The sequence below is a fragment of the Streptomyces sp. NPDC046303 genome (assembly GCF_055588085.1).
The window spans coordinates 81,736-103,047 of sequence record NZ_JBVJFA010000009.1 but is presented as its reverse complement, the minus strand read 5'-3'; the positions used below and the strand labels follow the sequence as shown (position 1 = coordinate 103,047).

Sequence of the window (21,312 nt, the reverse complement as noted above, 5' to 3'; positions counted from 1 at the left end):
CTAGAGGGCGACGGCCGATCATGCTTTGACCTGCGGTTTTACCGAGTTACTTCGAGGAGGGGCCGACCTCGACCGTCATGACGAGACCGTCGTAGGTCTCCTTGGCGATCTTGATCTTGGTGTTGGTGTCAGTGACCTTCACCGAGCCGGTCGGGTTCTCGTCGTAGTAGTACTTGCCCTTGCGGTCGTCGAAGACCAGCTGGGCGGGCTTCGGCTTCAGGAACAGCGACTCGCCGTTCTTGTGCAGCGTGAACGCGTCCGTGGAGTACGCGCTGAAGGCGGCGTCGTACGGCTGGATCTTGTTCCGCAGCAGGGTGCCGTCCGCCCACTTCATGGGCTTGGCGTTGGCGTCGATCGGCAGGATCAGACCCTGGCCCGGGTGCTGGCTGGTGTTGTTGTCCTTCTGGGAGGTGTCCCACTGCCAGATCAGCAGGCCGTCCTGGTACGGGTAGTGCTCGACCCAGTCCGGACGGGTGTTGCCGAAGCCGAAGTTGTACGGGCCCACCTTGAGGGTGGTGTCGTACGAGACGTAACGGCGGTTCTCGGCCAGGTAGTACTGCGCGTACTCCTTGGTGAAGCCGGCGCCGATCCGCGAGAAGCCCTTGCCGGTCCAGCCGTTGTCGCCGTTCTCGGCGCCGTCGGTGAACAGCGCGGCGCCGTCCGCGGTCAGGGTGACGGCGTCGGCCGCGAAGCCCTTGCCGCCCGCGCCGCCGTCCGTCTGGTAGCGGAAGCGGAGGTCGATCTTCTTGCCCGCGTAGGCGTCGAGCGGGAAGTTCAGGTTCTGCCAGGCACCCGAGACGCCGGTCAGCGACGGGCTGCCGGAGGCGTCGGCCGGGATGGCCGTGCCGTCGGCGGTACCGGCGAGGGCGGTCCAGTTGGCGCCGCCGTCGGTGGACACCTCGGTGTAGAGGTAGTCGTAGTCGGCCTCGATGTCCCACCAGCCCTTGAGGGACAGGGCGGCGGACGTCTTGCCGGTCAGGTCCACGGAGCGGGTGAGGGTGTTCTTGAGGTCGTCACCCATGTTGCTCCACCACTGGGTGGCGCCCTCGGCGGGGGCGACGACCTCGGTGGTGACCTTCTTCTTGGGCAGCTCGACGACCAGCGCCTGCTTGTCCTTGGTGTTGTACTCGGCCACGCCCAGCTTGTGGGTGGACTTCGTCGCGGCCTTGGCCGTGTCGTAGTTCAGCCAGCCCAGCTGGAGCTTGTCCCAGGCGGTCATGTCGCCCGGGAGGTCGCCTATGGAGTCCTTGCCGGTGCCGAGCCAGGAGCCGGCCGACATCAGGGACCAGAAGCCGACCGAGTTCTCGCCGCCACCGGAGGTGTCGTAGAGGTCCGGCAGACCCAGGTCGTGGCCGTACTCGTGCGCGAAGACGCCGAGGCCGCCGTTCTCCGGCTGCATCGTGTAGTCGCCGACCCAGATGCCGGTGTCACCGATCTGGGTGCCGCCGGCCTTGTTGTTGTCCGGGCCGGTCTTGCCCGCGGCGGTGCCGTACGCGTACCAGCGGTGCGCCCACAGCGCGGTCGTGCCCTGCGCGCCGCCGCCGGCCGACTCGTCCTCGCCCGCGTGGACGATCTGGAAGTGGTCGATGTAGCCGTCGGGCTCGTTGAAGTTGCCGTCGGCGTCGAAGTCGTAGCGGTCCCACTGGTCGTACTGGGCCAGCTGGGCCTTGATCTCGGCGTCGGTCTTGCCGGCCTTCTTCTGGGCCTCCGTCCACGCGGTGACGCCGTCCTTGACGGTGTCCCACACGTTGGCGCAGTTGGACTGGCCGCAGTAGTTGGAGCCGTAACGGGCCTCGTTGTACGGGACCTTGACCCAGTCGGAGACCTCGCCCTCGACCGAGTAGCGGCCCGAGGAGGTCTTCTCGTAGTAGGTCTTCAGCGAGTGCTTGCCCTGACCCGTACCGAAGTACAGCTCCTGGAAGTAGTCGCGGCTGAAGTCCTTGCGCCAGGCGGTGCTGTTGTCCTTGGTGCGGTCCGGCTCGGCGATCGTGTTGTGCGCCGGGCCGGGGGTGCCGCCGTACTTCGGGACGGCCGGCTTCGGGCCGGGGCCGTCCGGGTCGAACATGGTCGTGTTGTCGACCTGGTCGCCGAACTCGACGAGGATCGTGAAGATCTTGTCGGTCTTCTCGCGGCCGAGCTCGACGTACTTGCTCTCGTCGAGCTTGACGACCTTGGAGGCCCCGCGCTGCTCGACGTCCTTCGTGCCGGCGAGCACCTGCTCCAGGGCGGCCTTGCGCTGCTGCGCCTGCTGCTCGCTGAACGGGCCCTTGAGGTTGTGCTCGACCACCTTGGCAGGGGCGGTCGGGTCCTGGTGGTCGGCCGCGGGGGCGGTCGCACCCCGGTCGTCGGCCTGGGCCGTGGCGACGGTGAAGAAGGTGGCGCTGCTCGCGCAGGCGGCCATGGTCACGGCGACGGCGGCGGTACGAAGCGCACGCCGTCTGGCGGAATTGCTGGTCACTTGATGTCGTTCCCCTCCCGCGGCCGCATGGACGGTCGGAACGTCTCCATAGGAGCGGGGGGTTCCGCGCGGCGCGCGTCTCAAGTGACGACATTTGACCGGAGAGTCGAAAGAAAAGACAGACCTTGACTTGTTCCTTACAACTGCACTATGCGGTCAGTCAGTTCCGCTATTCGGACGTTCCGCTGCCATATGGGGCGAAGGCCGCGTCACGACCGCTCATCACATGCCTCGCCAGGGCATTTCGGGTCGGCTGGGGCGTGCGCGATGACCCCGTGCGCCCCCCGTGCTGCGGCACCGTGGGTTAGGTCACGCTTACTGGCGGTTCCGCTCGGGCATCCCCCGTCGTAGAGTCACTTGACACGCGACCTAGTCGAGCCGACTCCCCCTCCCCTCACCGAGGACGGATATCGCCATGCCGCGTCCGACCGCCGCACAGCTCGCCTACGGGTCCGCCACCGTCGTCGTATCGACGATCGCCATGCTGCTGCTCTCGCAGACGAGTTCGGGGCTCTGGATCGGGGTCGTCTGCGCCGCCGCCCTCGCGCTCGGCCTGCTCGTCGCCCTCACCGTGCCGCTCCCGGGGCGCCCCCGGGGCCGCCACGCGGCCCGGCGCCGCCCGGCTGCGGCCGCCCCGGCCCCCGCGCCCGCCCCGACTCCCCCGCCCGCCCCCGCGCCCCTCCCGTACGAGGACGCGCCGACGGCCGCCCGGGTACCCGAACCCCGGACGGCCGCTGCGGAACACCCCGTTCACCACTGACGGTCTAGGGGGTGGACTGGACGACCACCGTCCTGCCCACCTTGTCGTGGAGGCCCTGCTTGTACGGCTTGTCCACGAGGATCGAGATCGCGATGGCGATCGGCCACAGGCAGAAGCAGCAGATCAGCGTCGGCAGCCAGAGCACGGCGGCGCGGGCGAGGGCCGGGCCGGACTGCGGGACGCTGCCGTCGTTGAGCATCGCGACGCGCAGGCCCATCGCCTTCTTGCCGACCGTCTGGCCGTTCTTCTTGGTGAACCACCAGTCGTAGCCGAGGTACGCGACGATCGAGATCAGCGTCATGATCAGGCCGCTGCCGCTGTAGGACCGCGTGATGACCTCGCTGATGTCCTCGCCCTCGTTCGTCTCGACCGTGTACCGCTGGGTGCCGAACGCCAGTTGGATGAGGAACAGCGGCACGGCGACGATGATCACGTCGATGATGCGGGCGGCGAGCCGCTTGCCGAAGTCGGCGAGCGGGGGCATGCCCGCGAGCGGATCGGGCATGCCGTAGCCGCCGGCTCCGCCGTAGGGGTCGCCGCCACCGCCGTACGGGGGCGGGGGCGGGGGCGGGTATCCGCCGCCGCCGGTGCCGCCGGGGGGCGGCGAGCCCGGGGGCGGCGAGCCGTACGGCGAACCGCCCGACGGAGGTGTCGGTTCCTGGGGCTTCTTGAGGAACGGGTCGTCCTCGGGCCGTTCGCCCGGCGGCGGCTGATCGGTACTCATGGCCCGAGTCGAACCCGGCACCGTCAACCCCGCAACGCGACGGCATCCATCCGGGGGACGGGCCCGTCACGGGCGGCTCAGCGGGCCACGTACGTCCCGGCCCCCTTGTCGTGCCAGGCCCGGCGGCGCGGGCGGTCCACGAGGCACCAGAGGCTGCCGACGGGGCCGAGGAGGACGAACAGCAGGTAGCGGCGCAGGGCCGCACCGACGGTGGGCGGGCGCAGGGTGGCGGCGGCCAGCACCCGCACGCCGAGCAGCTTCTTGCCCGGGGTACGGCCCCAACGGGCGGTGGGCAGGGCCTCGTAGAAGACGCCGAAGAGGAGCACCGCGCCGAGGACCATGCCGAGGTGGCCGGCGATGGTCCCGTCGAGCAGCCAGACGGTGGTGGTGCGGCCGCTCGTACGGGCGGCGTCCACCTTGGCCTGGAGGTGCGCGGTGGCGGCGGGGACCACGGGCGCGGTCGCGGCGGCCGCGACCGCCGCGAACACGAGGGAGTCCACGGCGCGGGCCACGGCCCGGCGGACCAGCCCGGCGGGCCGCACGGCGCGCTCGGCCATCCGCTCGAACACCTCCCGCGGGGTCCCGGCGCGTTCCCGGTGGGGGGCGGATGCCTCGGTACCGGCCCGCCGGGGCGCCCGGGCGTCGGCGGCGTCCTCCCGGCGGGGCGCGCGGGCATCGGCGGTTGGCTCGCGGCGGGTTGCCGGGGTCTCCGCGGCGTCCTCCCGGCGGGAGGTCCGGGCCTCGGCGGCCTCCTCCCGGCGCGCGGTGCGGGCCTCGGCGGCGTCCGCCCGGCGCGGGGGCCAGGCCTCGGCGGCCTCCTCCGTGCGCGGCGGCCACGCCTCGGCGGCCTCCTCCCGGCGGGGGGCCGGGGCCTCCGCGGTGCTCTCTCGGCGGGGTAGCCGGTTCTCCGCGGCGTCCTCCCGGCGGGGTGCCGGGGAGGCGGCTGCGGGCTCGTGCCGGCGGCGGGGCCAGGCCTCGGCGGCGTCCTCCTCGCGGGGTGCCCGGTCCTCGGGGCGGGGTTCCGCCGGGGCCGGCGGCCTGGCGGCGGGCACGGACGGGCTGGCGCCCGCGGGCCGGGGCGACCAGGGCTCGGAACGGACCGCGGGGGCCGGCGTCTCGGGCCAGGAGGAGGTCAGGCCGGACCCTCTGGACCCGGCGGAAGCCCCGGGCGCATCGGGCCATGCCGGGGCCGGGGCCGGGGCGGGTGCCGGGGCCGCGGCCGCCGGGGAGCGGGCCGACAGGATCCCGGCCGCGGCGGACGGCGTACGGGCGAGGGAGATCCCGGCGGCCGGGGCCCGGGCGGGAAGCGGGGCCACCCGCTCCGGCTCCGGCTCAGGTTGGGGCTCCGGCTCGGGCTCGGGTTCGGAATCCGGCGGGCTGCCCCACGACACCCGGTGGTCGCGCGGCCCGCCGAAGCCGGCCTGGTGGAGGGGGTCGGCCTGCCACACCGGCTGCTCGGCGGGCCGCTCGGCCACCCGTTCGGCCACCCGTTCGGCCAGGGCCGCCGTCGCTGACGTCTGGTCCAGGAACACCGGCCCCGTCTGCTCCGCGGGAACCGGAGCCGGGGCAGGGGCGGGCGCCGGGGCAGGGGCAGGGCGGCTCGTACCCGGAACCCAGGCGGCACCGTTCCAGTACCGGACGTACCCGGGGATGGACGGATCGGGGTAGTAGCCCTCGCGGGCCGCGTGCTCGCCGTCACCAGGGGAGGCCGTCAATGTCCCCAACTCCGATCGTGGCTTGAGGCATGTGCAGGGCAGGACCATAGCCAAGAACCGCCCCCCGACAGGTCCGGTAACGGGAGATTGCAAACCTTCGGGCGAACCCCGGGCCATGCGACTGTTTCCGGTCACCCGACAGAAATCGGCCAACCTTCGATTCGCCGCCCGAAGTCGCGTCATACCCGGGCACACCGGAGCTCTCTCCGGGTGTGGGGCGCGATCCGCCCCCGCGCACCGAACCGAAGTGAGGCCGCCATGCACCACCCCGTCATCGAGCGCGAGCTGGAACTCAAGCTGGTCCTGTCCCCCGAGCGCAGCGTCCCCGTGCCCGCCCGCCTGCTCTACCTCACGGACGACCCGTACGCCGTCCACATCACCTTCCACACCGGCTCCAGCGCCCCCGTCAACTGGACCTTCGCCCGCGAGCTGCTGGTGGAGGGCGTGTTCCGGCCGTGCGGCCACGGCGACGTCCGGATCTGGCCCACCAAGATCGACAACAAGGCCGTGCTCTGCATGGCGCTCAGCTCGCCCGACGGCGACGCCCTGCTGGAGGCCCCCGCCACCACCGTGTCGGCGTGGCTGGAGCGCACCCTGCGCATCGTCCCGCCGGGCACCGAGGCCGAGCGGCTCGGCCTGGACGACGCGCTGGCCGAGCTGCTCGCCCCGACGCCCGCCGACGAGCTGTGGATGCGCGACCCCTGGCCCTCGGACGAGTCCGCCGACGGGGACCTGTGATGCCGGCCGAGAGGTCAGAAGAGCTTGCCGGGATTCAGCAGCCCCATCGGGTCGAAGGCGGCCTTGACCGCCCGCTGCACCTCCAGTCCCACCGGACCGAGTTCGCGGGCCAGCCATTCCTTCTTCAGCACGCCCACCCCGTGCTCTCCGGTGATGGTCCCGCCGAGCGAGAGCCCCAGCGCCATGATCTCGCCGAAGGACGCGCGGGCCCGCCGCGTCTCGTCCTCGTCGGCGGGGTCGAAGCAGACGATCGGGTGGGTGTTGCCGTCGCCCGCGTGCGCGCAGACCCCGATGAGCAGGTCGTGCGTGCGGGCGATCTCGGCCGTGCCGTCCATCATCTCGGCGAGCCGCGAGCGAGGTACGCACACGTCGTCGATCATCGTGGCGGGCCGCAGCGCCTCCAGCCCGGGGAAGGCCATCCGGCGGGCCTGGAGCAGCAGTTCCGACTCCGCCTCGTCCTCGGCGGGCACGACGGCGGTGGCCCCGACCGCCGTGCACAGCTTCCCCACGGCCGCGAGGTCCTCGGGCGCGTGGGGGGTGTCGAAGGCGGCGAGCAGCAGGGCCTCGGTGTCCTCCGGCAGGCCCATCCTGCCGAGGGCGTTGACGGCCCGGACGGTGGTGCGGTCCATCAGCTCCAGCAGCGAGGGGGTCAGGCCGGCCTCCATGACGGCGCAGACGGCTTCGCATGCGGCCGCGACGGAGGGGAACTCCGCCGCCAGCGCGAGCTGCCGGGGCGGCGCCGGCCGCAGCGCGAGCACGGCGCGGACGACGATGCCGAGGCTGCCCTCGGAGCCCACGAAGAGCCGCGTGAGGTCGTATCCGGCGACGCCCTTGGCGGTGCGCCGGCCCGTGCTCAGCAGCCGCCCGTCGGCCAGGACCACGTCGAGCCCCAGCACGTACTCGGCGGTGACCCCGTACTTGACGCAGCACAGCCCGCCGGAGGCGGTGCCGATGTTGCCGCCGATGGTGCACTGCTCCCAGCTGGAGGGATCGGGCGGGTAGTACAGGCCCTGTTCGGCGACGGCCCGCGAGAGCACGGCGTTGACCACGCCCGGTTCGACGACGGCGATCCGGTCGACGGCGGAGATCTCCAGGATCCGGTCCATCGTGACGAGGGACAGCACGATGCAGCCGTCGGAGGCGTTGGCCCCGCCCGACAGGCCGGTACGGGCGCCCTGCGGCACCACGGGGACCCGTAGGGCGGTGGCGGTGCGCATCACGTGCTGGACCTGTTCGACGGTCCGGGGCAGGACGACGGCCGCGGGGGTGCCCGCGGCGCAGAAGCTGGCCATGTCGGTGGCGTAGGAGGCGGTCACCTGGGGGTCGGTGAGGAGTGCCTCGGCGGGGAGCCCTTCCAGCAGGCTCGTTCGAAGACGTGCGAAGAGATCGTCATCCATGGAACCAGCGTGACACCCGGGTGGGGGCGCTTCCCAGGGGGAGGCGGGGGACCATCGGTGTGAACACGGCCGCGAGCGGCTTCGGGCACCTCGGAGAGCTCTTCATATTGACGCACAGTGAGGCCATGGACCGTATCGACCGTATCGACGAGGAAGCGCAGACCCCGGCGCCGCCCGTGACCTTCACCGGCCGCAAGACGCTCGTGGCGGCCGCGGTCGCGGTGGTCCTGATCGCGGGGGCCCTGCTGATCCGCCCGGCCCGGACCGGGGACGACGCCCGCCCGCCGGGCCCGAGCGAACGGGCTGCGGCGGCGGTCGGGAGGGGAGCGCCCGCTGCGGCCGTGGACCTGACGGCGCTGGTCGCCGACCGGGAGGAGTGGCTGGCGAAGCACGCGGACGACGACGCCTCGTGGGCGGTCCTGGGCGCCGCCTACCTGGAGCAGGCGCGGCGCTCGGCGGACCCGGCCTGGTTCCCGAAGGCGGAGAAGGCGCTGAAGAAGTCCCTGGAGGTCCGCCCGGCCGAGAAGGGCAACTTCGACGCGATGACGGGCATGGGCACGCTGGCCAATGCCCGGCGGGACTTCGGGACCGGCAAGAAGTGGGGCGAGCTGGTGCGGGCGCAGTCGCCGCGGCGGTGGACGGCGTACCCGGTGCTCGTGGACGCGTACACCGGTCTGGGCGACTACAAGGCCGCGCAGGCGGCGATGGAGCGGCTGCTGGAGCTGCGGCCGGGACTGGTGGCGTACATCAGGGCCTCGCAGGTCTACCGGGACCGCGGCTGGCGCGAGGACGCGGTCGTGGCGATGGAGCACGCGTCGGCCGCGGCCAAGGGCCCGGCGGAGAAGGCGTACGCGCTGTTCCGGCTCGGGGAGCTGTCCTGGGAACGGGGCGAGGCGGGCGAGGCGCTGCGGCTGTACGAGGGCGCGCTGCGGACGGATCCGGCGCAGGCGGAGGCGCTGGGCGGCCGGGCCCGGGCGCTGGCCGCGCTGGGGCGCGGCGGGGAGGCGGTCCGGGACTACCGGCTGGCGCTGGGACGCACTCCGCTGCCGCGGCTGGCGCTGGAACTGGGCGAGCTGCTGGAGTCGCTGGGCCGGGAGCAGGAGGCGCGCGTCCCGTACGACATGCTGGACGCGCTGACGGTGCGGGAGGGCTCGAGCGGGGTCGACGACGACGTGGTGCTGGGCCTGTACGAGGCGGACCACGGCGATCCGGGGGCGGCGGTGCGGCGGCTGTCGGAGGAGTGGTCGCGGCACAAGAGCGTGCAGGTCGCGGATGCGCTGGGCTGGGCGCTGCACAAGGCGGGCGAGGACTCGGCGGCGCTGGAGTACGCGAAGAAGGCCACCGAACAGGGGCTGCGCAGCGCGGACTTCGCGTACCACCGGGCGATGATCGAGCGGGGGCTGGGGGACGAGGCGGCGACGCGGCGCCACCTCCAGGAGGCGATGCGTACGAACCCGCACTTCTCGCCGCTGCGGGCGCCGCTGGCGAAGGAGGCCCTGGCCGCGATCGGCCAGCCGCCGGCGGGCGGGCCGGAGCACATGCAGCCGGCGACGCCGTGGGTGGCCCCGGAGCTCCCGAAGGCGGCCAAGCCGACGCCTGCGGCGGCCCGGCCGAAGCCGAAGCCGTCCCCTACGCCGACTCCGGCTCCGACTCCGACTCCGACTCCGTCCTCCCGCTGACCGGGATCGCGGCCCTCCCCTCACGGGGCCGCGATCCCGCTGCGGGGAACACATGAAGCACCGGCGGAGCCGAATTCAGCCCCGCCGGCGTGTGAGGCGCGGGGGTCCGGGGGCGGAGCCCCCGGCGACGGCGCCGCGTCCGGCGGCCCGGCGAAGCCCCCGGCGGGCCCGGCAAAGCCCCCCGGCCGGGAGCCAGGGGGCCCGGGCTTCGCGACCTACAGGTTGCCGCGCTTGGCCTGCTCGCGCTCGATCGCCTCGAACAGGGCCTTGAAGTTGCCCTTGCCGAAGCCCATCGACCCGTGCCGCTCGATCATCTCGAAGAAGACCGTCGGCCGGTCCTGCACCGGCTTGGTGAAGATCTGCAGCAGGTAGCCGTCCTCGTCGCGGTCGACGAGGATCTTCAGCTCGCGCAGGGTCTCCACCGGCACGCGCGTCTCGCCCGCCCACTCGCCGAGCGTGTCGTAGTACGAGTCCGGCGTGTCCAGGAACTGCACGCCCGCCGCGCGCATCGACCGGACGGTGGCGACGATGTCGTTCGTGGCCAGCGCGATGTGCTGGACGCCCGCGCCGCCGTAGAACTCGAGGTATTCGTCGATCTGCGACTTCTTCTTCGCGATCGCCGGCTCGTTGATCGGGAACTTCACCTTCAGGGTGCCGTCCGCGACCACCTTCGACATCAGCGCCGAGTACTCGGTCGCGATGTCGTCGCCCACGAACTCCTTCATGTTCGTGAAGCCCATGACCTTGTTGTAGAACGCGACCCACTCGTTCATGCGGCCGAGCTCGACGTTGCCGACGCAGTGGTCGATGGCCTGGAAGGTGCGCTTGGCCGGGGGCTCGACCATCGGGTCGACGGGGACGAAGCCGGGGAGGTAGACGCCGGTGTAGTCGCCGCGCTCCACCAGGGTGTGGCGGGTCTGGCCGTAGGTGGCGATCGCGGCCAGGGTGACCGTGCCGTGCTCGTCCTTGACCTCGTACGGCTCGTCCAGGCCGCGGGCGCCGTGCTCGACGGCGTAGGCGTACGCCGCCCGCACGTCCGGGACCTCGATGGCGAGGTCGATCACGCCGTCGCCGTGGTCGGCGACGTGCTCGGCGAGGAAGCGGCCGTGGTCGGTCGTCGCCTTGATGACCGAGGTGAGGACGAAGCGGGCGCTGCCGTTGGTGAGGACGTAGCTGGCCGTCTCGCGCACGCCGTTCTCCGGTCCGGAGTAGGCGACGAGCTTCATGCCGAAGGCGGTGGAGTAGAAGTGCGCGGCCTGCTTGGCGTTGCCGACGGCGAAGACGACCGCGTCCATGCCCTTCACCGGGAAGGGGTCTGCCTCACGCGCGGTGTGCGGGGTGGTGTCGAGGGTCTCAGTCATGACCGCAGAGTCCCGCCGATCCACAAGCTGCGCAATAGTTTCCTGCTTGACTGTACAGACTGCCCAGTGCAGCCGGAGGATGGCTGAAACATCTGTGCACTATGACCACCACGGAGGCACCTGTGGGCATCGACGAACTCGACGGCCGCCTCATCGTCCTGCTGGCCCGCGAGCCCCGGATCGGCGTCCTGGAGGCCTCGCGCCGCCTGGGGGTGGCGCGCGGGACCGTGCAGGCCCGTCTCGACCGGCTCCAGTCGAACGGGGTCATCCGCGGATTCGGCCCCCAGGTCGATCCGGCCGCCCTCGGATACCCGGTCACGGCCTTCGCCACCCTGGAGATCAAGCAGGGCCAAGGGGCCGACGTACGGGCCCACTTGGACGGCGTACCGGAGGTGCTGGAGCTGCACACCACCACCGGGCACGGGGACATGCTCTGCCGGCTCGTGGCCCGGTCCAACGCCGATCTCCAGCGGGTGATCGACCGCGTCGTCGGGTTCGAGGGGATCGTGCGGGCTTCGACGGCGATCGTGATGGAGAACCCGGTGCCGCTGCGGATCATCCCGCTGGTCGAGCAGGCGGCCGCGGACGAGTAGCGGAGAGTTCCAAAGAAGTGGTTGCAAAGAAATGCTTGCATAGGATTCTTTGCAACTCTACGCTTGAGGCATGCCCGAGAAGCCCGGCCACGGCCCCGAGCCCGACCCCGTCCAGCCGACCCAGCCGACCCGGCCCGCCGAACCCACCGAGCCGAGCGTCCGCACCCTGGACGCCCGCTCGCTGCGCGGCCTCGCCCACCCCCTGCGCATGCGCCTGCTCGCCGCCCTGCGCCGCGACGGCCCGGCCACCGCCTCCCAGCTGGCGGGCCGGCTCGGCGAATCCAGCGGCGCCACGAGCTACCACCTGCGCCAGCTCGCCGCGCACGGGTTCGTCGAGGACGCGCCCGAACACGGCAAGGGGCGCGAGCGGTGGTGGAAGGCCTCCCACGACGGCACGCGCTTCGACGAGGCCCTGCTGCAGGACGACAACCCCGAGACGCGGGGCGCGGCCGAGTTCTTCCTCCACGAGATCGCGACGATCCACACGCAGGAGCTCAACACCTGGCTCGGCGATGCCCGCACCTGGTCCGACGCATGGCGCCGCGCCTCGGACCTCAGCGACTTCACGCTGCGCCTGACGCCCGAGCAGGCCGTCGAACTGCTCATGAAGATGCACGAGTTGGTCAACAGCTACCGGGACCTTCCGGCCGCCGAGGACACGGAGACCGTCCGCATCCACACGCACGTCATCCCGCGCCGCTCCGCCGAATAGCACCCCTTTCGCAGAAGGAGTCCTGCCATGCACGCCTTCACCCATACCCTGACCCACGCCACCCGCACCGCCGAACTCGCCGCCGAGGCCGCCGCCTGGCGCCTCGCCGCTTCGGTGGACACCGGCCCCGCCCTGCGCGACCGCCTCGGCGAGGCCCTGATCTCCGCCGGGATCCGCCTGCTGCGGCCGGAGCGCATCCACAGCCGCGTCCAGCACCGGCTCGCGGCATGAGCAGGCGGCCTTTCGCCGCGGTCCTTGCTGCCAACACCATCTCCATAGCGGGGAGTTCACTCACCCTCATCGGCGTGCCGTGGTTCGTGCTCCAGACCACGGGCAGCGCCGGCCGGGCCGGGATCGTCGCCTTCTGCGCCACCCTGCCCGTCGTGGTCGCCGCGCTCGTCGGCGGCCCGGTCATCGACCGGATCGGCCGCCGGCGGGTCTCCGCGGCCTCCGACCTGATCTGTGCGGTCTCGGTCGGCGCGATCCCGCTGCTGCACTACGCGGGCGTCCTGGAGTTCTGGATGCTGTGCGCGCTGATGGCCGTCGGCGGGCTCGTGCACACGCCGGGCCTGACCGCGCGCTACGTACTCCTGCCGAACCTGGCCGACCACGCGGGCACCACCGTCGCCAAGGCGGCCAGCCTCTACGACGCGGTCTCGCGCGGCGCCCGCATGATCGGGGCCGCGCTGGCCGGCGTACTGATCGCGGCGTTCGGGGCCGAGACCGTACTGCTGCTGGACGCGGCCACCTTCATGGTGTCCTCCCTGCTGGTGGCCGCCTTCCTGCGCGGGGTGCCGGCCGCGGAGCCGCAACGCGCCGCCGGGAAGGTGTCGTTCGCGGGGTACCGGGCCGAGCTGGCCGAGGGCTGGGCCTTCCTGACCCGTTCCCGGCTGCTGCTGGGCATCACCCTGATGGTGATGCTGACCAACGGCCTGGACCAGGGCTGGTCCTCCGTCCTGCTGCCGGTGCACGGCGACGAGGCCCTCGGCGGCGCCACCACCCTGGGCCTGATGATCTCGCTCTTCGGCGGCTTCGCGCTGCTGGGCGCCCTGCTCTACGGGGCCTGGGGCGAGCGGTTCCCCCGCAGGCTGGTCTTCGCGGCCGCGTTCCTGCTGTGCGGGGCGCCCCGGTTCGTGACGGCCGCGCTCACGGACACCCCGCTGCCGCTCGCGATGACCATGGCGCTGTCGGGGCTCGGCGCGGGCGTGCTCAACCCGATCCTGACCACGGTCGTGTACGAGAACGTTCCGGAGGAGCTGCGCAGCCGCGTCTCGGGGGTGAGCACGGCGGGCTCCGAGCTGGCGATGCCGATGGGCGGACTGGCCGCCGGTCTGCTGGTCGACGGGTTCGGGGTGACGCGGGCGCTCCTGCTGTTCGGCGGCGCCTACTTGCTGACGACGCTGGCCCCGCTGGCCTTCCCGGCGTGGCGCGGGCTGAACGGCCCGCCGGCCGTCAGCAGGACGGGGCGTCCTGTCCCCGGTTCAGTGCCCGCAGGGCGTTCACCGCATCCGTCAGCGAAGTGACGGGCACCAGCTGGAGCCCCTCGGGGAGTTCGGACTGCGCGTCCGAGCACTCGGCCTTCGGTACGAGGAACACCGTCGCCCCGTCGCGGCGCGCGGCCTGCGTCTTCAGGGCGACTCCGCCGACCGCGCCGACCTTGCCGTCCGCGGCGATGGTTCCCGTACCGGCGATGGTGCGTCCGCCGGTGAGGTCGCCGCCGCTGCCGTCGCCGTCGAGCTTGTCGACGATGCCGAGGGAGAAGAGGAGCCCGGCGCTGGGACCGCCGACGTCGGCGAGGTTCAGCTCGACCTTCACGCCCTTGGGGTCCTTGTGGAGGTAGCCGAGGGCGGCCTCCGCGGCAGCCGACTGGGATTTGGCCATTTCCTCCAGATTGTGCTGCTCGATCTCCTTGTCGGTTCCGCCCGAGGAGTAGACGACCTCCCTGGGCATGACGGCCCGGGAGCCGTCGAACCAGTTGTCGAGGAGTTCGGGCAGGTTCACCGTCGTGGAGGGGCCGGTGGCCTGGATGGTGGTCATCCGGAGCTGGCCCGTGGTCGGCCGGGTCGGGGCGCCGGCGACCGTGATGACGGGCTTGCCGTCCCGCTCGCCCAGCACATCGGCCGTCAGCCCCGGCTGGGCGACCACGAAGGGCAGCGGCGCGAAGACGGCGACGGCGAACAGCCCGGCCACGGGCACGGCACACACGGCCAGGGCGACGGGACGCGGCAGACGCAGCAGACGAGAGAGCACCCGGCCAATGTATCTGCCCGCCCCGCCCTGCCGGCCCGTCCCGGCCCCGCCGGGCCGCGGCCTAGCGAAGCGCGTCGGCGACCTCGCGCGCCGCGTCGACGACCCGCGGCCCCACCCGCTCCGGCACCGCGTCGGCCAGCATCACCACGCCGACGCTGCCCTCCAGCCCGGTGATCCCGACGAGCGGCGCGGCAGCGCCACTGGCGCCCGCTTCCAGCTCCCCGTGCGTGAGCGTGTACCCGGGCTCGATCAGGGCGCCCTGACGGGCGGCCAGAATGGCCCGTCCGGCGGCCCCGCGGTCCAGCGGGTGGCGGAAACCGGCCCGGTAGGCCACGTGGTAGTCCGTCCAGGTCGGCTCCACGACGGCGACGGCGAGCGCTTCGGTGCCGTCGACGAGGGTCAGGTGCGCGGTGGCACCTATGTCCTCGGCCAGGGACCGCAACGCGGGCAGCGCGGCCTCGCGTACGAGCGGATGCACCTGTCGGCCCAGCCGCAGGACGCCGAGCCCGACCCGGGCCCGGCCGCCGAGGTCGCGGCGGACCAGGGCGTGCTGCTCCAGGGTGGCCAGGAGCCGGTAGACCACGGTGCGGTTCACACCGAGGCGGTTGGAAAGCTCGGTGACGGTCAGACCGTGGTCGGTGTCGGCGAGCAGTTTGAGGACTCTGAGCCCTCTGTCGAGAGTCTGGGAGGTTTCCGCGGTCACGACGCCTCTCCCTCTTTCGGTGAGCGGCGGTGACTCTCGGGGTGGCACGCCGCCGGTCCCGCGGCGACGCACGGAGAGGCCGCCGGTAGCGGCCATGGCACCGGCTGCGCTCCCGCGGCGGCGCTGCCACGGTGCGTTCGATGCGGGGACAGTAGCGAGCGGGTCCGCTCAGCGGAAGGCCTCGTCCAGAATCCGGGCGCGTGCTACCCCTTTGTGCCGGTTCCTGATCGACCCTGGTGTCAATTCGTGACCTCGATCCCTCCAAGAGCTCTTTACCAGGCCATTACTCTGATCTTTGTTCAAAAAGCTACTGACCGGCTCCGGGGGGGATGCGCCGCCGCGCACCTGGGGCCTCCGAGGGGAACAGCACACGTGAAGCTCAAGCGCATCGCCGTCGTGGCCGCCGCAGCGGTGGTCGGTCCGACGGTCCTGATGGCCACTCCGGCGATGGCCGACGAGGTCCGCAACCCGGCGGTCACCACTCCGGACGCGGCCCCGAAGGACGACACGGCCCCGGTGGCCCGGGAGACCCCCGGGGCCCCGGAGACGCAGGCTCCCGTCGAGACCGCGAAGCCGGCCGAGACGGTCGCCGGCGCCGGCGCCGGCGCCGGGGAGAAGACCGCCGCCCCGGGCCCGAAGATGACGCTGGACGGCCTGCCGTCGGCGTTCGCGTCCGGCGCCGGCTGGAGCGAGTTCTCCCTGCACGTGGACAACTCGGGCCGCGAGGCCGCCGACGACTACTCGCTCGAACTGGTCCTCTGGACGCTCGACACCTTCGCCTGGGAGGCGGGCGACATCCAGACGGAGGTCTACGCACCCGACTCCAAGGGCACCTGGGGGTGGCACGCGGTCCCGGCGGACGGGTCCGAGGAGACGTACGTCCTCAGCCTCGCCGACGTCGACATCGAAAAGAACGAGGTCTTCGACCTCAAGCTTCGGATGAAGTTCGGCAAGGACACCCCCGCCTCCCGCTTCTCCCTGTCCACGACCGCCGAGGGCGGCACCGCGGACCGTGTCCGGTACGAGTCCAAGGTCACCGCCGGCGCCGAGCAGGAGGAGAACGAAGGCCCGAAGGTCACCCTGAAGGGCCTGCCGGCGGGCGGCTTCGAGGCCGGCGGCGCATGGCAGCCGTTCTCGCTGGCCGTCGACAACTCCGGCAAGGAGAAGATCGACCGGTACGGCTTCGCGGTCTTCTTCGACAACGACAACAACAGCCTCAAGGCGAAGCACCTCCACCTCCAGGTCTGGGACGGCGAGCGCTGGGTCGACGCCCCGAAGGACCCGTCCGCCCAGGTCGCCGGCACGATCATCGACCGCGCCGTCGGCAAGAACGCGACGTTCGACCTCCAGCTGCGGGCCAAGTTCAGCCAGGACGCCCCGGTCGGCAAGATGTTCGTCGTCGCGCTCGCGGACGACCACGGCGTGGAGAAGGTCGCGTCCGACCCGGCCTTCGCCCACAGCTCGATCACCGCGCCCGCCACCGGCGGCGACGGCACCGGCACCGGCAACCAGCCGAAGCCCGACGGCGGCGCCACGCCGATCGTCGACCAGAAGCCCAGCGCGCCCACCACGCCCGCCACGCCCACCACGGGCGGCCAGCTCGCCGAGACCGGCACCGACGCGGCCACCAGCTGGGCCCTCGGCGGCGCCGGGATCGCCCTCGCCATGGGTGCGGCGCTCGTCGCCGGTACGGGCAAGCGCCGCCGCCCCACCGCGTAGGGCCGGACACGCGAACGGGGTCCGTGCGCACCCGCGCCCGGACCCCGTCCCGCGTCGGCCCCCGCATCAGCCTCCGCGTCAGCCCCCGCGTCGGCGGGCACTCACGAGGGGCTCGCCGAGCTCACCGCATCCGGGTGGCCCACTCCTGCACCTTCTTGATCCGCTCGCGCAACTGCCCCGCCGTGGCCTCCGCGCTCGGCGGCCCGCCGCACACCCGGCGCAGCTCCGTGTGGATGACCCCGTGCGGCTTGCCGCTCTGGTGGACGTACGCGCCCACCATCGTGTTCAGCGACTTGCGCAGCTCCAGCAGTTCCTTGTGCGAGACCACGGGCCGCCGCTCGGCCGGCAGCTCCAGCAGGTCCGCCTGCGCGTCCGGCTTGCGCCGGCTGTGCGCGATCTGCCGCGACTGCCGCTTCTGCAGCAGCATCTGCACCTGGTCCGGCTCGAGCAGCCCGGGGATGCCGAGGTAGTCCTGCTCCTCCTCGCTGCCCGGATGCGCCTGCATGCCGAACTCGGCGCCGTCGTACAGCACCCGGTCGAAGACGGCGTCGGACTCGAGGGCCTCGAAGGACATCTGCTCGTCCTCGCCGGTGTCCTCGTCCTCCTGCCGGTTCGCCTCGTCCATCTCCTTCTCGGACTCGGCGTACGGGTCCTCCTCGCCCTGCTTCTTCGGCTTGTCGAGGACGTGGTCGCGTTCGACCTCCATCTCGTTGGCGAAGCCGAGCAGGTAGGGAATGGTCGGAAGGAACACGGACGCGGTCTCGCCACGTCTGCGCGATCGCACGAAACGCCCGACGGCCTGGGCGAAGAACAGCGGCGTCGAGATGGTGGTGGCGTACACCCCGACCGCGAGGCGGGGCACGTCGACGCCCTCGGACACCATCCGGACGGCGACCATCCAGCGGCTGCCGTCCGCGCTGAACTCGTCGATCCGCTTCGATGCGCCGGTGTCGTCGGACAGCACGACGGTCGCCCTGCTGCCCGTGATCTCCCGGAGCAGCTTCGCGTACGCGCGCGCCGAGTCCTGGTCGGAGGCGATGACCAGGCCGCCCGCGTCCGGGATGCCCTTGCGGACCTCCGTCAGCCGCTGGTCGGCGGCGCGCAGCACGTTCGGCATCCAGTCGCCGCGCGGGTCCAGGGCCGTGCGCCAGGCCTGCGAGATGGCGTCCTTGGTCATCGGCTCGCCGAGCCGGGCGGCGATCTCGTCGCCCGCCTTCGTCCGCCAGCGCATGTTGCCGCTGTAGGAGAGGAAGATGACGGGCCGGACGACGCCGTCGCCCAGCGCGTTCCCGTAGCCGTAGGTGTAGTCGGCGGAGGAGCGCCGGATCCCGTCGTTCCCCTCCTCGTACGTGACGAAGGGGATGGGGTTGGTGTCGGAGCGGAAGGGCGTTCCGGTCAGGGCCAGGCGACGGGTCGCCGGGTCGAAGGCCTCCAGGCAGGCCTCGCCCCAGGACTTCGAGTCGCCCGCGTGGTGGATCTCGTCGAGGATCACCAGGGTCTTGCGCTGCTCGCAGCGGTTGCGGTGCAGCATCGGGCGCACGCCGACACCGGCGTAGGTGACGGCGACGCCGTGGTAGTCCTTGCTCAGCGGCCCGGCGGAGTACTCGGGGTCCAGCCGGATGCCTATCCGCGCCGCTGCTTCGGCCCACTGCTTCTTCAGGTGCTCGGTGGGCGCGACCACGGTGACCTGCTGGACGATGTGGTGGTGCAGCAGCCAGGAGGCCAGGGTCAGCGCGAAGGTGGTCTTGCCCGCGCCGGGGGTGGCGACCGCGAGGAAGTCCCGCGGCTGCTTCTGGATGTAGCGGTCCAGCGCTCCCTGCTGCCAGGCGCGCAGCTTGCCCGCGGTGCCCCAGGGGGCACGGCCGGGGAAGGCGGGTGAGAGGTGGTGGGAGGCGGTAGTAGTCACGGTCTCCGGTTCGTCGCTCTCGGCAGTCTTACGTAGGACAACCGGGCCACCTTACCGGCACGGGCCGGCCCGCCGAGGAGGGACAGGCCCACGACCTCGGCGGGTGCGGCGAGCGTCACACCGCCCGGTGCAGGGACCGCAGTCGGCGCGCGAGGGCGGTCACGTCGTCCTCGTGCCCGGCGGCGACGTCGATGACCAGGTCGTAGGCCGTGTCCTGGTCCGCGCCGCCCAGGTCGACGCCGTTGACGGCGAGGAAGGTGGCGGCGGCGAGCCAGGCCGTGCGCTTGTTCCCGTCGACGAGCGGGTGGTTCGCGGCGATGCCGTGGAGCAGCGCGGCGGCCTGCTCGTACAGGTCCACGTACGCGGGCGTACCGACCATCCTTGCCCGCGGCCGGTGCACGGCGGACTCCAGCAGCCCGGGGGCGCGCAGCTCGACGGGCTGGTCCTGGGCCAGGCATGCGTGCCGGGCGAGGTCGAGGACCTCGGCGAGGGTGAGGTGGCGCACCGGCGTCCCGCCGCTCATGCGCCGAGCCGCTTCAACAGTCCGGCGTGCTGCCCGGCCAGCCGCTCGGCGGCTTCCCCGATCCGCTGCCTCTCGGCCCGCAGGTGCGCCCGTACGGCTTCCCGCGCGACCGCCTCGGGGCTGCGCCCCACGGCGTCGGCGAGGTCGGCGAGTTCCGCGCGCTCGGCGTCGGAAAGCCGGATGATCAGCTCGTTCATGGCCGGAGCCTAGCCACTGCGGGCTTGCGGCCGCCCGGCTTTTTGCCGGCGGCCCTGGGGCGGGGCGGGCGGGCGGGCGGGTCGGGGTCAGGGTCGGAGCACCGGCGGCGGCGCCGGTGCGCTCACGCGGCCGCTTTCTCGGGGCCGGTCGCGTGCAGCCGGGTCGCGACCCACGCCCCGATCAGCGCCACGCAGGCCATCGGCAGGAACACGACGACGAACGCGGCGGGATGCGAGGCGGCGGCCGCCCCCTCGGCGGTGACGGCGTGCGCGGCCCCGACCGCTCCCCCGCCCAGCGCGGCGAACGCCGCACCGCCCGCGGCCAGCAGCACCACATTGGCCAGCGCGTCGGAGATCTGCAGCGCGGCGGAGTTCGCCCCCGCCTCCTCCGGCGCCGACAGCTTCAGCAGCAGCACGCTGGTGGAGCCGATCACCAGCCCCATGCCCAGGCAGCCCACCGCCCAGGCCAGCGCCAGCGTCCACACCGGCACGGACTCGATGAGCACGGCGGGCGCCGCGGCGATGGCGAAGGCCACCATCACCATCCCGCCCACCATCAGCCGTTCCCGGTACGGAGCCATCCGCCCCTTCGACTGCACCCACGAGCCGCCCGCCCACGTCAGCCCGCCCAGCGCCAGCGAGAACCCGGCCAGCGTCGGGCTCAGCCCCCTCTGCGTCACCAGCATCAGCGGGACGAAGCTCTCCGCCGCGATGAACGACCCCGCCGCGACCCCGCGCAGCAGCACCACGGACGGCAGCCCGCGCCGCGCCAGGTACGTCCCGCGCGGCAGCAGCCCCAGCACGGCGGGCACGAGCAGCGCCACGCCCGCGACCCCCGGGACCAGCGAGAGCCACCGCAGATCCTGGGCGGCGTACTGCAGCAGCCCGGCCCCCACCGAGATCCCGAACGCCAGCCGGATCCGCCGCCGGTCGAAGGCGACGGGCGGCGCGCCGGGATCCACCGGCCCGGAGGCGGTGCGGCGTATCGCCGGCAGGGCGACGGCGAGGGGCACGACGACGAGGACCGGGATCCCCAGGAACACCCACCGCCAGCCGAGGTGCTCGGTCACGGTCCCGGAGGCCAGCGGGCCGACGATGGACGGCACGACCCAGCTCGCGGCGAAGGCCGCCATGATCGCGGGCCGCAGCCGGTCCTCGTACGCCCTGCTGACCACCACGTACAGGGCGACGATGACCAGCCCGCCGCCGAACCCCTGCACGGCCCGGCCGAGTACGAACACCCACATGGCCCCGGCGGTCCCGGAGACCACCAGCCCCGCACCGAAGGCCGCGATCCCGACGGTCAGCGGCCGCAACGGCCCCTGCCGGTCGGCCCACTGCCCGGACAGGACCATGCCGAAGAGGCTGGTGGTGAAGTAGGCGGAGAAACCGAACGCGTAGAGCCCGATCCCGTCCAGCTCCCGCGCGGCGACGGGCATGGCCGTCCCCACGGCGGTGGCCTCGAAGGCGATCAGGAAGACGACGGAGATGATCCCGACGCTGAGCGTCCGGTACGCGGCCCCCAGAATCCCGCCCGGCCGGGCGGTCGGGATCGGCTCGGCTATCCGGGGCACACGGGGTTCAAGGGCACTCATCGCCCCAGAGTAAGGGGCATCCCTGGATGTGGACCCTGTCAATAGGACGGACTCCACCTCGTCCCGAGGACCTAGGACCCGGGACTGTGAACGCGGCATGGCATTCACATTGCACCCCCCGCGCCCTCCTTCCCCCAGCCCCGACCGCCCCCGTACGGTCGTCCCATCACCACCCCACAGCCGTGTGCCCGAGTGGTTGAGGGACTCGCCTGCAAAGCGAGTTACGCCGGTTCGATTCCGGTCACGGCTTCAAGCGCCTGACAAGGGCGAACGGTCGGGCCA

The 21,312-nt window shown here is 72.6% G+C and carries 19 protein-coding genes and 1 tRNA gene; 9 read left to right on the top strand and 11 right to left on the bottom strand.

Annotated elements, in window-relative coordinates:
* Window positions 1–46: 46 nt before the first annotated feature.
* Complete coding sequence (locus ACZ6I1_RS11935) at window positions 47–2,401, bottom strand: immune inhibitor A domain-containing protein (protein ID WP_469286272.1); 2,355 nt, start codon at window positions 2,399–2,401, stop codon at window positions 47–49.
* Window positions 2,402–2,873: 472 nt separating this feature from the next.
* On the opposite strand from ACZ6I1_RS11935, the gene ACZ6I1_RS11930 reads away from it, so the two are divergent.
* Complete coding sequence (locus ACZ6I1_RS11930) at window positions 2,874–3,218, top strand: hypothetical protein (protein ID WP_469286021.1); 345 nt, start codon at window positions 2,874–2,876, stop codon at window positions 3,216–3,218.
* A 4-nt stretch (window positions 3,219–3,222) separates the two neighbouring features.
* On the opposite strand, the gene ACZ6I1_RS11925 is transcribed toward ACZ6I1_RS11930, so the two are convergent.
* Window positions 3,223–3,942: an RDD family protein gene (locus tag ACZ6I1_RS11925; RefSeq protein ID WP_469286019.1), complete on the bottom strand. Its 720-nt coding sequence runs from the start codon at window positions 3,940–3,942 to the stop codon at window positions 3,223–3,225.
* A gap of 77 nt (window positions 3,943–4,019) precedes the next feature.
* The gene (locus tag ACZ6I1_RS11920) at window positions 4,020–5,657 is read right to left on the bottom strand and encodes an RDD family protein (RefSeq protein ID WP_469286017.1); all 1,638 of its coding nucleotides are present in this window, start codon (window positions 5,655–5,657) and stop codon (window positions 4,020–4,022) included.
* A gap of 258 nt (window positions 5,658–5,915) precedes the next feature.
* Between ACZ6I1_RS11920 and ACZ6I1_RS11915 the strand changes: the two genes are divergently transcribed.
* Entirely contained in the window at window positions 5,916–6,395 is a 480-nt protein-coding gene (locus tag ACZ6I1_RS11915; protein WP_469286015.1) for an SsgA family sporulation/cell division regulator, read from the top strand.
* 14 nt (window positions 6,396–6,409) lie between these two features.
* Here ACZ6I1_RS11915 and ACZ6I1_RS11910 read toward each other — a convergent pair whose 3' ends face one another.
* Window positions 6,410–7,792, bottom strand: a complete 1,383-nt coding sequence (locus ACZ6I1_RS11910; protein WP_469286013.1) for an FAD-binding oxidoreductase — start codon at window positions 7,790–7,792, stop codon at window positions 6,410–6,412.
* A gap of 125 nt (window positions 7,793–7,917) precedes the next feature.
* On the opposite strand from ACZ6I1_RS11910, the gene ACZ6I1_RS11905 reads away from it, so the two are divergent.
* Entirely contained in the window at window positions 7,918–9,471 is a 1,554-nt protein-coding gene (locus ACZ6I1_RS11905) for a tetratricopeptide repeat protein (RefSeq protein ID WP_469286011.1), read from the top strand.
* 215 nt (window positions 9,472–9,686) lie between these two features.
* Here ACZ6I1_RS11905 and hppD read toward each other — a convergent pair whose 3' ends face one another.
* The gene (gene hppD / locus ACZ6I1_RS11900; protein ID WP_469286009.1) at window positions 9,687–10,832 is read right to left on the bottom strand and encodes a 4-hydroxyphenylpyruvate dioxygenase; all 1,146 of its coding nucleotides are present in this window, start codon (window positions 10,830–10,832) and stop codon (window positions 9,687–9,689) included.
* Between the two features lie 122 nt (window positions 10,833–10,954).
* Between hppD and ACZ6I1_RS11895 the strand changes: the two genes are divergently transcribed.
* The 4 genes from ACZ6I1_RS11895 to ACZ6I1_RS11880 all read left to right on the top strand — a co-directional run bounded on the left by ACZ6I1_RS11895 (window position 10,955) and on the right by ACZ6I1_RS11880 (window position 13,660).
* Entirely contained in the window at window positions 10,955–11,425 is a 471-nt protein-coding gene (locus ACZ6I1_RS11895) for an Lrp/AsnC family transcriptional regulator (protein ID WP_469286270.1), read from the top strand.
* Between the two features lie 70 nt (window positions 11,426–11,495).
* Window positions 11,496–12,137 carry an ArsR/SmtB family transcription factor gene (locus ACZ6I1_RS11890; protein WP_469286007.1) on the top strand — a complete coding sequence of 214 codons (642 nt, stop codon included), beginning with the start codon at window positions 11,496–11,498 and terminating at the stop codon, window positions 12,135–12,137.
* A gap of 27 nt (window positions 12,138–12,164) precedes the next feature.
* Window positions 12,165–12,368, top strand: a complete 204-nt coding sequence (locus ACZ6I1_RS11885; protein WP_469286005.1) for a hypothetical protein — start codon at window positions 12,165–12,167, stop codon at window positions 12,366–12,368.
* Window positions 12,365–13,660 carry an MFS transporter gene (locus ACZ6I1_RS11880; RefSeq protein ID WP_469286003.1) on the top strand — a complete coding sequence of 432 codons (1,296 nt, stop codon included), beginning with the start codon at window positions 12,365–12,367 and terminating at the stop codon, window positions 13,658–13,660. The genes ACZ6I1_RS11885 and ACZ6I1_RS11880 overlap by 4 nt, the downstream gene beginning before the upstream one ends.
* Here ACZ6I1_RS11880 and ACZ6I1_RS11875 read toward each other — a convergent pair.
* A complete protein-coding gene (locus ACZ6I1_RS11875; RefSeq protein ID WP_469286001.1) occupies window positions 13,590–14,387 on the bottom strand; it encodes a YlbL family protein in 798 nt (265 codons plus the stop codon). The two genes, ACZ6I1_RS11880 and ACZ6I1_RS11875, sit on opposite strands and share 71 nt — an antisense overlap.
* A gap of 61 nt (window positions 14,388–14,448) precedes the next feature.
* Window positions 14,449–15,090, bottom strand: coding sequence for an IclR family transcriptional regulator (locus ACZ6I1_RS11870; protein WP_069920456.1), 642 nt, complete (start codon window positions 15,088–15,090; stop codon window positions 14,449–14,451).
* A 372-nt stretch (window positions 15,091–15,462) separates the two neighbouring features.
* Here ACZ6I1_RS11870 and ACZ6I1_RS11865 point away from each other — a divergent pair, with 372 nt between their 5' ends.
* Window positions 15,463–16,809, top strand: a complete 1,347-nt coding sequence (locus tag ACZ6I1_RS11865) for a hypothetical protein (RefSeq protein WP_469285998.1) — start codon at window positions 15,463–15,465, stop codon at window positions 16,807–16,809.
* 121 nt (window positions 16,810–16,930) lie between these two features.
* On the opposite strand, the gene ACZ6I1_RS11860 is transcribed toward ACZ6I1_RS11865, so the two are convergent.
* The 4 genes from ACZ6I1_RS11860 to ACZ6I1_RS11845 all read right to left on the bottom strand — a co-directional run bounded on the left by ACZ6I1_RS11860 (window position 16,931) and on the right by ACZ6I1_RS11845 (window position 21,030).
* On the bottom strand, window positions 16,931–18,715 hold the full coding sequence (locus ACZ6I1_RS11860; RefSeq protein ID WP_469285996.1) for a DEAD/DEAH box helicase: 1,785 nt from the start codon (window positions 18,713–18,715) through the stop codon (window positions 16,931–16,933).
* A 115-nt stretch (window positions 18,716–18,830) separates the two neighbouring features.
* Window positions 18,831–19,238: a type II toxin-antitoxin system death-on-curing family toxin gene (locus ACZ6I1_RS11855; RefSeq protein WP_469285993.1), complete on the bottom strand. Its 408-nt coding sequence runs from the start codon at window positions 19,236–19,238 to the stop codon at window positions 18,831–18,833.
* On the bottom strand, window positions 19,235–19,435 hold the full coding sequence (locus ACZ6I1_RS11850) for a hypothetical protein (RefSeq protein WP_469285991.1): 201 nt from the start codon (window positions 19,433–19,435) through the stop codon (window positions 19,235–19,237). The genes ACZ6I1_RS11855 and ACZ6I1_RS11850 overlap by 4 nt, the downstream gene beginning before the upstream one ends.
* Window positions 19,436–19,557: 122 nt before the next feature.
* Complete coding sequence (locus ACZ6I1_RS11845; RefSeq protein WP_469285989.1) at window positions 19,558–21,030, bottom strand: MFS transporter; 1,473 nt, start codon at window positions 21,028–21,030, stop codon at window positions 19,558–19,560.
* A 178-nt stretch (window positions 21,031–21,208) separates the two neighbouring features.
* Between ACZ6I1_RS11845 and ACZ6I1_RS11840 the strand changes: the two genes are divergently transcribed.
* Window positions 21,209–21,280: transfer RNA gene (locus ACZ6I1_RS11840), tRNA-Cys, on the top strand.
* Window positions 21,281–21,312 lie beyond the last annotated feature (32 nt).

Coding starts and splice junctions, on each gene's coding strand:
- hppD (WP_469286009.1), bottom strand. CDS start 10,832: ATGACTGAGACCCTCGACACCACCCCGCACACCGCGCGTGAGGCAGAC.
- ACZ6I1_RS11890 (WP_469286007.1), top strand. CDS start 11,496: ATGCCCGAGAAGCCCGGCCACGGCCCCGAGCCCGACCCCGTCCAGCCG.
- ACZ6I1_RS11845 (WP_469285989.1), bottom strand. CDS start 21,030: ATGAGTGCCCTTGAACCCCGTGTGCCCCGGATAGCCGAGCCGATCCCG.
- ACZ6I1_RS11905 (WP_469286011.1), top strand. CDS start 7,918: ATGGACCGTATCGACCGTATCGACGAGGAAGCGCAGACCCCGGCGCCG.
- ACZ6I1_RS11910 (WP_469286013.1), bottom strand. CDS start 7,792: ATGGATGACGATCTCTTCGCACGTCTTCGAACGAGCCTGCTGGAAGGG.
- ACZ6I1_RS11930 (WP_469286021.1), top strand. CDS start 2,874: ATGCCGCGTCCGACCGCCGCACAGCTCGCCTACGGGTCCGCCACCGTC.
- ACZ6I1_RS11855 (WP_469285993.1), bottom strand. CDS start 19,238: ATGAGCGGCGGGACGCCGGTGCGCCACCTCACCCTCGCCGAGGTCCTC.
- ACZ6I1_RS11915 (WP_469286015.1), top strand. CDS start 5,916: ATGCACCACCCCGTCATCGAGCGCGAGCTGGAACTCAAGCTGGTCCTG.
- ACZ6I1_RS11880 (WP_469286003.1), top strand. CDS start 12,365: ATGAGCAGGCGGCCTTTCGCCGCGGTCCTTGCTGCCAACACCATCTCC.
- ACZ6I1_RS11935 (WP_469286272.1), bottom strand. CDS start 2,401: ATGGCCGCCTGCGCGAGCAGCGCCACCTTCTTCACCGTCGCCACGGCC.
- ACZ6I1_RS11925 (WP_469286019.1), bottom strand. CDS start 3,942: ATGAGTACCGATCAGCCGCCGCCGGGCGAACGGCCCGAGGACGACCCG.
- ACZ6I1_RS11885 (WP_469286005.1), top strand. CDS start 12,165: ATGCACGCCTTCACCCATACCCTGACCCACGCCACCCGCACCGCCGAA.
- ACZ6I1_RS11850 (WP_469285991.1), bottom strand. CDS start 19,435: ATGAACGAGCTGATCATCCGGCTTTCCGACGCCGAGCGCGCGGAACTC.